The organism is Henriciella sp. (assembly GCF_049649345.1).
Lineage (GTDB): Bacteria > Pseudomonadota > Alphaproteobacteria > Caulobacterales > Hyphomonadaceae > Henriciella.
The window spans coordinates 1-11,924 of record NZ_JBARZC010000052.1 but is presented as its reverse complement, the minus strand read 5'-3'; the positions used below and the strand labels follow the sequence as shown (position 1 = coordinate 11,924).

Genomic DNA, 11,924 nt, shown 5'->3' with positions numbered 1-11,924 from the left:
CCTTGTGTGTCCTCCAGACCAAGGCCTCTCTGATAGGCTTGGCGGACATAGCTTCCATCCGTGGCGGAGACATCAAACGAGGCGAGCAGGCGGTCGTAGATCTCGAAATCTGCCCATTCATCATTGGGCGAGAGGTCCGGATGAGTTTCGGATGTGCCCTTGACCTGCGTGACCTCGACCAGAGGCTCATTGCGCATGCGCTGGTCGGCATAGGCGGCTGTGAGGGGGTCGCCATCATAGGTCTCGAGCTTGAACATCTGCCCGTTCGACACATTCGAATTGTGCGGTATGGCGAGCGATTCCATCCCGGCCTCGCGCTGGGCGTCCATCCAGTCCCAGAGGTCTTCAGGATTGGTCGAATCGAGCGTTGAGAAGGCCCGGATAGGGGCCTCGCCGCGAAAGAAGACATTGCGGTGCAAATTGCCGCCGCCAAACGTGCCGTCTTCAGCATTGGTCGTGACAGAGGTGTATTCATAGGCCGCGAAGGTCGTGAACACGCCTGGCTCATAATGCTGGTCGGCGGCCTCGACATTTTCCAGCCAGACCGAATTCATGACTGTCTGGTCGAGCATGTCCTCGATCGGTTCGCCGGAGCGTACTGAGGCGCCGACGCCCTGGAAGGCTGCTGTGATCTTGGCAGGGTCCATTGAGAACATGTCCTTGGCGCGGGGCGATTCGCTGAGCTTGGTGCCGGGCGTGTCCATAGCGGGCAGGATGCCGAGATATTCAGCATGGTCGGTGACAGCGTAGAAATCGAGCGGGCCACCGGCGATCGTCATATCGAAGCCCGAAGGGTGTTTGATCGTCTCGCCCTTGGCAAAGCGATAGGCGTCATCGGCCGTGCGCCGGACATTGAAAATATATGCGTCGAAGCTGCTTCTCGTATGGATGTGAAGGTCGCCGAAATAGGCATTGCGGGTCGGCGATGCGGTCTGTTGCGGAGCAGGGGTGGGGGTCTCTGCCTCGGCCGCCGGAATTGTCTCGGAGGCGATCGTCTCACCGGGCGAGCACGCCGAGAGTGCAGTGGCCAGTGCGAAGCCTGACACATATCCAATAGGTTTCACTTTTTCCTCCCTCGCCGTGTCGCCGGCATGGGCCGGGCTCACCGCATTTTAGGTCCGTTTTCGGACTCTTTGCGGACTTCACTGCCAAAGCCCCTGAATTTCAAGCGCAATATTTGCGGCACGTTGAGCCTGGCCTGCAAAGCTTCCGGCGGAGCCGGGCGTCCAACCCAAGTATGCAGAGGCGTCTGCTTCCAGCCAAACCCGCGTGGTTAACAGGGCGGGCCACTGCATTAACCATCTGATATGGAACGATATTTTTACTTCCCGCATACACGTAGGAGACTGGGAGCCATTAATGTACCAGATTCTTTCATGCCTGCGTGACGAGCACCAGTTCCTCTATGTTCTGACGGCTATTGTCATCTGTATTGTCGGCTCAGCCTGTTCGGTGATTGTTTTTCACCGCGGCGTGCAAAGCGACAGTATTCTGCGCAAGCGCGTCTGGGCATGTCTTTCGGGTTCGGTCCTCGGGGCAGGTGTCTGGGCGACGCATTTTGTCGCGATGCTTGGCTATCGCCCGGGATTTGAAGTCCACTATGATGGTGCAACGACGCTGCTATCGGTCTCGATGGCCATTGCCGGCTGTGTCGCCGTCAGCCAGATCCTGATTACGGGAATGACCATGCTGCGCCGCGCCATTAGCAGTGTCGTGGTCACTGCGACAGTTGCGGGCATGCATTATTACGGCATGACAGCGCTTAAACAGGCGGCCCTGATCGAGTATGATACGGACTATGTCACTGCTTCTGTCGCGGTGAGCTTTGTTCTCTTCTCGCTGACCTATTGCCTCTGCCTCAGCACCAGCAAGCGCCTGCTCAACTATGTCGGTCTGGTCCTCACTCTGCTGGGCGTGGCAAGCCTGCACTTCATCGGCATGTCGGCGATCGAGCTGATCCCGCTCAAGGGCTATTCGACCGTCGGGTGGGAAGTAGACACCGCAACGCTGAGCAGCTGGATCGTGTTCAGCGTCGCTGCGATGATTGTCCTCGCCGCTCTGGCCGCAGGCATGGATTCGGTGATTGCGCGCCTTCGCTTTCGCGAACAGCGCAGGATGTCGCTTCTCGTCAATGCCGCCAGCGAGGCGATCCTCGTAGTCGGGCCGAACGGCACGGTCGTAGAGGCGAATGACGCCGTCGAAGGGCTGCTCGGTAAGGACCGCAACAGCCTGACCGGTCTCAATATCAATGAGCTTCTGGGAACGACGATTGTTGATCCTCATAATCTGGACCGGCAGGTTTCAGGCGAGCAGAAAATCAAGGTGGCCGACGACTACATTCCCGTCGACATTTCTTTGAGATCCCTGGAAGACGACCGTGATGGCCTCCAGGCGGTCACGCTGTATGATCTGCGCGAGCGTATCCGCAACGAAGCGCACATTCGCAGCCTTGCCTATGTTGATCAGCTGACCGGACTTCCCAACCGCGCTGCCTTCCATAAGAAGCTTGAAGATCTGACCGCTGGCGCCACGCCGGTTGAGCGGAACTTCAGCGTGTTTGTGGTCGATCTCGACAACTTCAAGGATGTGAACGACCAGTTCGGGCCGCATGGCGGAGATCTGGCATTGATTGCGTCGGCGCGCCGCCTGATGGACGTCTTCGGACCAACAGCCTTCGTGGCGCGTTTCGGTGCGGACGAGTTCGGTGTCATCTATCACGATGGAACGAATAAAGAGCTTCTGCTCCGGCTTGCAGAGGAATGCGCTGCCGACCTCGCGAGTCCGATTGCCTATACGTCGTCGCTCATCATTCGCGTTTCGGCCAGCGTCGGGATTTCTTCCGCGCAGATGTGGGGCGATCCGCTGGCGCTTCTGAAGGCGTCGGACCGGGCGCTTCAAGCTGCCAAGCAATCAGGGCGCAGGGTGCATTTTTATGACGCCGAGCTGCATAACAGCACTGAAGAGCGCAAACTGCTGGAGGCCGATCTTGAGGTAGCGGTCGAAAAGAACCAGTTCGAGCTGCACTATCAATCCAAGGTCTGCGCCAAGACGAGGCGCATTCTGGGCCATGAGGCATTGGTGCGCTGGAACCGGCCCGGCCATGAGCTTGTCATGCCGAATGACTTTATCGAGGCTGCCGAACAGAGTCATGTCATCAAGGATATCGGCCGGTGGTGCATCTACAGGGCATGCGCGGACGCAGCGCTTTGGGACAGGACCTGGATTGTCTCGGTGAACCTCTCGGCACGTCAGCTTATGGATCCGAAGCTCTCCATGATCATCAGGGATGCATTGAGGCAGAGCGGGCTCGATCCGGGGCGTCTTGAGCTTGAAGTCACCGAAACGGCCCTCATCCAGAATACGATGGTCGCATCGAAGGTCCTCGGGAGGTTGAAGAAGCTCGGCATCCTGATCGCGCTCGACGATTTCGGGACGGGGTATTCCTCCTTGAGCTTCATCCAGCAATTCCCTTTCGACCGCATCAAGATCGATCGCTCTTTCGTCTCCACGATGGAAACCGACAGGAAAGCGGCGGCGATTGTCGATGCGATCCTTCTGATCGGCTCTCAGCTGTCGATCCCGGTTGTTGCAGAAGGTGTGGAAACGGAAGCTCAGGCGAGACGCTTTCGCGATGCCCATGGCAGCGAGCTTCAGGGCTACCTCCTGGGCAGGCCTAAGCCGCTCGATCAGAAAGCGCTCCAACAGGTGGCCGCCGGCCTCAATGCGACCGGCTAGATTATCATTCTGTAAGGTTCGAACGGGCTGCATATAAAAAAGCCCGTGAACTCAATGGCCTGATCTGCGCCGGCATGCGCGTGGCATCCAGGCTTAGCAACTTGTTAAACCTCTCGATCAATTTTCAGCGTGTTGGTTAACGCCAACGCTTGTATTGTTAAGAGGGTTGGTCATGTTGAAAAGGCAGGTGCGCTGGGGCGCCGATATCGGATATACCAAACCGGTCAAACCGCTCGATCCCAAGATTGAGCAGAAACAGCACGGTCTGAAAGGCTCGCTTAAAGAGGGCGAGCTGGGTTATAGCCGGATGATTACGCGCAGGGTCGCGAAACAGGATGCACGTGACGGCATTCCGACATCGGAAGCCGTCACCGAGGACCAGTGGTCCGAGCGCGAGCAGCAGATTGCCGAACGGGCCGAAGAGGTTCGCCGCAATCTGAAAAACTGGATGAGCGTAACGTCGTCTGCCGTACGCAACTTCATTTCAGACAATACACCCGCCGACATTCACCCCGATCAGCTCAAAGAAGCGATCAAGGCTGAGGAATCTGAATTCCGCCACCACGAGTTTGACGATTCCACCGATGCGAAAGCCCATCATGAGGCGACCGTCATCGAGCTGGAGAGCTTCAAGGAGCGCTATGGCAATGAGCTGAACAAGCGCACGCCCGACATCAAGAAGAATGTCGAGCAGACGATGGCGATCCTGATTTTCATCATGATTGTTGAAGGCTGTTTCAACGCGCTTCTGTTCAAGGACGCGCAATCCTCAGGCCTGCTCGGCGGCATGATGGTCGCCTTCGGAATTTCGGCCGTGAATGTGCTGTTCGGCGTAACGGCCGGATTCTTCGGCTTCAGAAATCTCAATCACCCCGCGACCTACATGAAGGTCATTGGCGGTGTCGTGGCAGCGCTCTGCGTCGGCTGCGGACTGTTTGTGAACTTCTTTATCGCGCACTTCCGCGATGCCGTTGAAATCGCCTTGCACAATTCGCTCGCCGAAGGCTCGCTTGCCGGTTTCTCCATGTTTGCGATTGCGCCATCAGACGTCATGGCCGGCATGTTCCCGAACATTTTCGGGCTCGACAGTCTTGTCGCGATTGCGCTTCTGCTGATCGGTCTCACCGTGTTCGGTATCGCGGTCTATGAAGGCTATGACCGCATTTCCGACCGCTTTCCGGGCTATGGCCGGGTCTGGCGCAAGGAGCGGGCGGCCTACGAAAAACGCCAGCAGGTGCGCAATGGTGTGCGCGATGACCTCTCGGATTTCTTTTCGCGCTCGCGCATGTTCTTCGAGACCCAGCAGAACCGCCATATCGCGGCCAAGCGCGAGATCGAGAAGTCGATCAACATGCTTGAGACGCGCCGCGACATCGCGGTGGAAATCGCAGCAAGGGCAGGGGACCAGGAACGCTCGCTCAAGGTCGCGTACCGCCAGGCCCATCGGCGCGAACGCAATGGTAATCGCGAACGCCTCGGCGAGCAGGCGCCTGTCCCGGCCTATTTCGACGAGATCGTCACGCCGAACCTGCCAGCGTTCGATTATGCGAAAGAACGCGAGCAGGCGAATGCCGCGATCAAGCGGATCGAGAGCAATATCACCGCGCTCAACATCACGCGCGAATGGATGGAACAGCATATCCAGCACGTCCAGAAGGGCTTGTCGTCCATCGAGCAGCGTGTCGGTGAACATATCCAGGCAATCCGCGAGAAGCGGCAGTCCCACGATCAGGCGCGAAGCGCATAAAGGAGCCAAGGAATGGCAAGATCTCGTGACAAAGGCCCGTGGTTCTGGCGGAGCATGATAGGCGTCATGCTGGCCAGCGTGTTCGGCCTGTTCGCTCTGGCCGCCTTCATGGCGCCGCCAACCACCGTGGCCGAAACGGGCTGCAGGATGGACCGCAAGGACCCGGCCCATACTGTGCTGCTGATCGATCAGTCCGATCCGTTCAATCCGAACGATCTCGGCTGGGTGACCGAATTCGTCGATTCAGAAGCGCGCACCCTACCGCGTTTCGGGCGTCTCACCGTGGTCACGCCAAACTCGGCCGACCCTTATGATGCGCGGATTGTCTACAGCCACTGCTCGCCGGGCAGCGCTGACCATGCGAACGCCTTCCTGCAGAACCCGCGCATGATCGAGGACACCTGGCGCGAGACATTCTATGAGCCGATGGCGGCTGAGATCGAGACCGCGCTGATGGATGACCGCCAGCCAAGCTCGCCTCTGTTCGAGGCGGTCTACTCCATCGCCGACCGGGCCGACTTTCAGGCTTCCCGCGGCGAGCGGCGCATCATCCTGATCTCGGACCTCATGCAGCACTCGGACGAGTTCTCCATGTACCGCACCGGCACGGACAAGGAGGCCTTCGCAACGACCAGGCTGGCTGACCAGCTGCCTGACATGGACGGCGTCGAGATCATCACGCGTGTCGTGCCACGCCAGGAATACGACCTGCCGATGAGCGCCGTGAAAGCCTTCTGGCGGGACTATTTCGAGCAGACGGGGGCTGAGTTCAGCTCTGTGAACTGAACACTAAAAAACACCCTCATCCTGAGCGAAGTCGAAGGGCGAGGGTGTGAAGATTTTAGATTGGCAGCCTCATGGTTCGGCTTCGCTCACCATGAAGCTGCCTTTTTCGATCAGATATCCAGCACGATCTTCCCGAAATGCTTCTGGCTGGCCTGATGGCCGAACGCCTCTGCGATCTTGTCGAGCGGGAAGTGGTCCGAGATGATCGGCTTGATGCCATTCGCTTCGATCGCGGCGATCATGTCTTCCTGATGGGCGCGCGAGCCGACTGTAATTCCGGACATGGTCAAGTTCTTCGAGAAGAAGGCCGCTGTGGGGACTTCGCCTGAGACGCCCGTAAGCACGCCGATCAGCGAGATATGCCCGCCGACACGGCAGGCCGCAATCGATTGGGCCATCGTTTCAGGCCCGCCGATCTCGACCACTTCATCGACACCGCGCCCGCCTGTCAGTTCGAAGGCCTTTTTCCCCCATTCGGGCGTGTCCTTGTAATTGATGACATGGTCGGCGCCGAGCTCTTTCAGCTTGTCGAGCTTTTCGTTGGATGAGGACGTTGCGATCACCCGCGCGCCCGCCGCCTTGGCGAACTGGAGCGCAAAGATCGACACCCCGCCCGTCCCTTGTGTGAGGACCCAGTCACCGGGCTTTACGCTGCCTTCCACGAACATGCCGCGCCAGGCCGTCAGCGCGGCGCAGGTGAGCGTGGCAGCTTCGGCGTAGGAATAACCCTCCGGCATGCGCGTGAACGCTTCCTGCGAGGCGGCAACGAGTTCAGCGCCGAACCCGTCATCGCCGTCGCCCGGGACGCTCGCAAAGCCGGCCGCGCCAATCGGGCCTGAATGCCAGTTCGGGAAGAAGGTGGAGAGCACCTTGTCGCCTTCCTTGAAACGCGTGACGCCCTCGCCCACGGCGACGACATCGCCTGCACCATCCGACATCGGGATGCGCCCGTCAGGGGTCGGGATGCCGCCCATGACAACCACAAAGTCGTGATAGTTTAGCGAACTCGCCCGCACGCGCACCAGGATCTCGCCGGCGCCGGGTTTCGGATCCGGCCGTTCCTCGATCTTCAGGTTTTCAAGGCCGCCCGGCTTTTTGACGCTCGCAACTTTCATCTGTCTATCTCCCGTGTTGTGGTCTCGCCCGAACAAATCATCGCTGCCGCAGCGACAGCCAAGACTTAATTATTGCGCGCCTCGCCCTAGGCCAGCAGGGGAGGTTTGCGCCCGATCCACGGCTTGGTCGCTTCCAGCTCATAGGCAAGCGCCAGCAACATTCCATCATCGCCGCGCCTGGCCGAGAACATCGAGCCGATGGGCAGCCCGCCCTCGCTCCACTGCACCGGTACACTCATCGAGGGCGCGCCAGCGACGTTCATCGGGGCGGTAAAGGCTGCGAAGTCGACCACCGACTCGCGCAGCGCATCGTATTCGCGTGTCGGCGCCTGCTCGCCAATCTCTGGCGGGAGGGTCGATACGGTCGGCGTGAGGATCACGTCGAAGCCGTCGAACATGTCATGATATGTGCGTTCGAAGGCCTTGAGATAGCTGACGGCACCAGGGAAGCGTTCGCGCCGGGATATGAATTCCTGCGCGAGACCGAGCGTCCAGGGCTCGACCAGTGTCGCCACATCCGCTCCGGGGTGGGCCGTGCGGGCCTGATCAACAAGACCGGCCGCACCAGCGGACCAGAGCAGGAGGAATTGGTCTGTAAACTCAACGCCGTCGAACGGCATCGTCCAGTCGTTCACCTCATGACCGAGCGCGCGGCAGAGGTCTGCAGTGCGTTCCAGTCCGGCGCGGGTTTCAGCATCTAGGGCCGCGCCATTGTTGGGGTCTGGCGCGAACGCAATACGAAGCCGCCGCGTCGAGGGGCCTGTGACCATGCCGGTCGGGGCAAGACCGCCATCCGCATCCTCGCCGGCCGCAAACAGCGCAGCGCTGTCCCTGACGGTGAGGGTGACCGCATGCTTGATGCTGAGATCGACGCCTTCGTCAGTATGTTCCTGAATGAGGGCGCCGCGCGATGGCTTGAGACCGAACAGCCCGCAGCACGCCGCCGGGATACGGATCGAACCGCCACCATCGCTTGCCTGCGCGAAGGGGACGACACGAGCCGCGACGAGCGCGGCCGATCCGCCTGATGAGCCACCGGGAATACGGTTCAGATCCCAGGGGTTTCGTGTGGCGCCTGTCAGAAGTGGCTCTGTCGACGAGATAAGGCCCGCCTCAGGCGTAGTCGACTTGCCGAGCGCCACCACCCCATTCTTGCGCCACTGGGCAACGAAATCACTGTCACGCTCGGACACGAAATCCTTGAAGGCGCGGCTGCCGAAAATGGTCGGCGCGCCTTTCCACTGGCTGAGATCCATGAGGAAGGTCGGCACGCCGCCAAAAGCGCCTGTTGGCGATGTCGCCGCGCGCGCCCGCGCCTCATCAAACATCGGCGTCGCGATCGCATTGATCTTCGGGTTGTACTTTTCCGCGCGGGCAATCGCAGCGTCCGTGAAGTCGAGCGATGTGAACTCCCCACTGGAGATCAGTTCGGCCATTCTGACGCCATCAAGCGTCTCTGAGGGGAGGCCGACAGCTGAGAGCACCTGCGCCGGCGCACACGCGCCTGCAAATGGCAGCAGCGCCGCAAGACTCGCGCTGCCTCGCAGCATGGTCCGTCTGGTAATTCTTGTCATTCTGTCCTCCCGTATTGGCGTACCCGCCTGTTTTCGTCAGACGCTGCCCCCAGCTTGCCCGGAAAGCAAGAGCGCGTTAGCCCTTGGTTTCAATCGAAACAAAAGCCCGACATGCTCTCAGTTCTTGACCTATTCCGGATTGGCCTTGGCCCCTCCAGCTCACACACCGTTGGCCCGATGCGGATCGCACGGCGTTTCCTCATGGAGGCACAAAAGGCGGGGAAACTGGAAGGCGCAAGCCGGGTCGTCGTCGAGTTGCAGGGCTCGCTCGCGCTCACCGGGGTGGGGCACGGCACAGACAAGGCGGTGATCCTCGGCTTGATCGGCATGCAGCCGGAAACCGCAGACGCCGAAGAGGCTGAAACCCGGTTCAGGCAAACGGTGCAGGACAGGCGAATACAGTTGATGGACGGGCCGGAACTCAGCTTCAACCCGGTCAAGGACATCGTCTTCGATACCGAAACCGACCCGACGCTGCATCCGAATGGCATGACGCTGCATCTCTACGCAGGGGGCGACGCGCCAGCCTATTCTCGCACCTATTTCTCGACGGGCGGCGGCTTTATCGCATCACGCAAACAGATGGAGAAACCGGCAAAGGGCGACCTTGTCGACAGTGCCAAGGGTGCGCCTTACCCATTTGAAACTGCAAAGGAAATGCTCGCTCACTGCCGCCAGGAGGGATGGGGCGTGGACGAGCTGATCCTGCGCAATGAGGATGCCCGCCGCGCGCGAGAGAAAACGCTGAAACGCCTCGACACAATCGCTGATACGATGATGGCGTGTATCGACCGGGGACTGGCCGCTGAAGGCACGCTTCCTGGCGGTCTCGATGTTTCGCGCCGGGCAAGTGGCCTGTACAAGACGCTGCGCGACAATCCGGGCTCAAATGAACGCGAACAGCTGTTCGACTGGCTCAATGTTTACGCCATGGCTGTGAACGAGGAGAATGCGGCAGGCGGGCGCGTCGTCACGGCCCCGACCAATGGCGCGGCTGGCATTCTGCCGTCGGTGATGCGTCACTATTGCGTCGAGGATGGACAACTCAACCGGCCCCATGCCCGAAAGTTCTTGCTGGTGGCGGGCGGCATCGGGCTTCTCTACAAACAGCGCGCCTCGATCTCCGGCGCGGAGATGGGCTGCCAGGGTGAGGTCGGCGTCGCGTGCTCCATGGCAGCAGGCGGGCTCGCCGCGGTCTGGGGCGCGGAGGCGGAGGTCTGCTGCGTTGCTGCCGAAATCGGCATGGAGCACAATCTCGGCCTGACCTGCGACCCGGTGGGTGGCCTTGTCCAGATCCCGTGCATCGAGCGTAACGCATTTGGCGCGGTGAAAGCCGTCAATGCGGCGCGCCTCGCCCTGCAGGGGACCGGGCACCACAAAGTGAGCCTCGATCAGGTGATCGAGACGATGCGCCAGACCGGCATAGATATGTCGTCAAAGTACAAGGAAACGAGCACGGGCGGCCTGGCCGTGAATGTGATCGCCTGCTGAAGCTTGACGCTTCGTCAGTCTTCCAACCGCCTGCAGCGCGTGCCAGACTCGCCGTCATGGATGGTTTTCAGACCAAGACACCGGCGAGGCCGGGCCTCGACTACCCGTTTGGTGAGACGGTGCCCGACGTCGGCGACACGATGGAAGTTGCGCCGGGCATTCACTGGGTTCGCATGCCGCTGCCATTTTCGCTGAAATGGATCAATCTCTGGCTGATCGATGATGGCGAAAAGGGCTGGACGATTGTTGATACCGGCATGCCGATGCCGGACACCAAGGCGGCTTGGCGCAAGATATTCGCGGACAAGCTGGGCGAACGTCCTGTCTGGCGGGTCATCGTCACGCACATGCATCCCGATCATATCGGCAATGCCGGGTGGCTGACCCGCAAGTTTCCGGACGCTGAATTCTGGATCAGCCGGCTCGAATATGTGAGCTGCCGCATGCTGATCGCCGATACAGGCCGCGAAGCGCCGGAAGCTGGGGTCAGTTTTTACAGGGCCGCCGGCTGGAACGAAACGCAGCTGCAATCCTATCGGGACCGGTTTGGCCGGTTTGGGCGCGCCGTCTCGCAGATGCCGGATGCCTATCATAGGCTCAGCGATGGCGACGAGATCGAGCTTGCGGGCGAGCGCTGGCAGGTGATTTCCGGCAACGGCCATTCACCGGAGCATACCTGCCTTTACAGCGAGGCCCTCAATGTCCTGATATCAGGCGACCAGCTCTTGCCGCGGATATCGTCCAATGTGTCGGTTCATCCGACCGAGCCTGCGGCCGACCCGCTAAAGGACTGGATTGAGAGCTGCACCAAGCTGAAGCGCAAGATCAGCGAAGATGTGCTGGTCCTGCCGGCGCACAATGAACCCTTCAGGGGCGCGCACAAACGCCTCGACCATCTGATCAACGGGCATCACACCGCGCTCACACGCCTGCTGAGACGGCTGGAAGAAGGCCCGAAGCGCGTTGTGGATGTGTTCCCCGCAGTGTTCGGCCGGAAGATTGGCGATGACCTCATCTCGATGGCAAGCGGGGAAGCGATTGCGCACCTCAATTACCTGATAGAGGAGGGCAAGGCCGCCCGGTCTCGGGACGCCGATGGCGTCGACTGGTACACGGCCGCCTGAGCGCTGCTGCACGAGCCGCGCAGTTTGGCTCGCCAAGCTTTCGCCATCACGTTAGTCTAGATCGCTCGGAGACGAGGATATGGCATGACAGAGCGTGGCAGCACCAACATACTTTTCATCATCGGCCTTGGGCTCATCATTCTCGGCGCCGGCATATACAGCCTGCTGACCATGCTCGGTGTCAGCTTCGCGATTGGCGAAGTGTCTCAGGAAACCGGCGCTCCGGTACATCTTGTTCTCCTCATCCCGGGCATCGTCTTCCTCGGCCTTTTGCTTTTGTTCATAAAGGTTGTTGCAGACCGTCTGGGCAGCAAGGAAGACGACCATTATTCGAAAACGGTCGATAAATAGG

9 protein-coding genes are annotated in these 11,924 nt (G+C 60.1%); 6 read left to right on the top strand and 3 right to left on the bottom strand.

The features are described from left to right. On the bottom strand, nucleotides 1–1,064 hold a 1,064-nt coding region (locus tag WA989_RS01365), incomplete at its 3' end, for a DUF3604 domain-containing protein (protein WP_424338738.1). A 295-nt stretch (nucleotides 1,065–1,359) separates the two neighbouring features. Here WA989_RS01365 and WA989_RS01360 point away from each other — a divergent pair. The 3 genes from WA989_RS01360 to WA989_RS01350 all read left to right on the top strand — a co-directional run bounded on the left by WA989_RS01360 (nucleotide 1,360) and on the right by WA989_RS01350 (nucleotide 6,268). Further along, nucleotides 1,360–3,735 carry an EAL domain-containing protein gene (locus WA989_RS01360; RefSeq protein WP_424338737.1) on the top strand — a complete coding sequence of 792 codons (2,376 nt, stop codon included), beginning with the start codon at nucleotides 1,360–1,362 and terminating at the stop codon, nucleotides 3,733–3,735. Between the two features lie 172 nt (nucleotides 3,736–3,907). Then, nucleotides 3,908–5,482, top strand: a complete 1,575-nt coding sequence (locus WA989_RS01355) for a hypothetical protein (protein ID WP_424338736.1) — start codon at nucleotides 3,908–3,910, stop codon at nucleotides 5,480–5,482. A 12-nt stretch (nucleotides 5,483–5,494) separates the two neighbouring features. Then, nucleotides 5,495–6,268 carry a hypothetical protein gene (locus WA989_RS01350; protein WP_424338735.1) on the top strand — a complete coding sequence of 258 codons (774 nt, stop codon included), beginning with the start codon at nucleotides 5,495–5,497 and terminating at the stop codon, nucleotides 6,266–6,268. Nucleotides 6,269–6,378: 110 nt separating this feature from the next. Here WA989_RS01350 and WA989_RS01345 read toward each other — a convergent pair whose 3' ends face one another. Together WA989_RS01345 and WA989_RS01340 are read right to left on the bottom strand one after the other, a co-directional pair. Next, on the bottom strand, nucleotides 6,379–7,383 hold the full coding sequence (locus WA989_RS01345) for a zinc-dependent alcohol dehydrogenase family protein (protein WP_424338734.1): 1,005 nt from the start codon (nucleotides 7,381–7,383) through the stop codon (nucleotides 6,379–6,381). 86 nt (nucleotides 7,384–7,469) lie between these two features. Then, on the bottom strand, nucleotides 7,470–8,957 hold the full coding sequence (locus tag WA989_RS01340; protein WP_424338733.1) for an amidase: 1,488 nt from the start codon (nucleotides 8,955–8,957) through the stop codon (nucleotides 7,470–7,472). Nucleotides 8,958–9,068: 111 nt separating this feature from the next. On the opposite strand from WA989_RS01340, the gene WA989_RS01335 reads away from it, so the two are divergent. The 3 genes from WA989_RS01335 to WA989_RS01325 all read left to right on the top strand — a co-directional run bounded on the left by WA989_RS01335 (nucleotide 9,069) and on the right by WA989_RS01325 (nucleotide 11,923). Then, complete coding sequence (locus tag WA989_RS01335) at nucleotides 9,069–10,448, top strand: L-serine ammonia-lyase (RefSeq protein ID WP_424338732.1); 1,380 nt, start codon at nucleotides 9,069–9,071, stop codon at nucleotides 10,446–10,448. 56 nt (nucleotides 10,449–10,504) lie between these two features. Next, nucleotides 10,505–11,572, top strand: a complete 1,068-nt coding sequence (locus WA989_RS01330; RefSeq protein ID WP_424338731.1) for an MBL fold metallo-hydrolase — start codon at nucleotides 10,505–10,507, stop codon at nucleotides 11,570–11,572. Between the two features lie 84 nt (nucleotides 11,573–11,656). Next, a complete protein-coding gene (locus tag WA989_RS01325; RefSeq protein ID WP_424338730.1) occupies nucleotides 11,657–11,923 on the top strand; it encodes a hypothetical protein in 267 nt (88 codons plus the stop codon). Nucleotide 11,924: the final 1 nt, after the last annotated feature.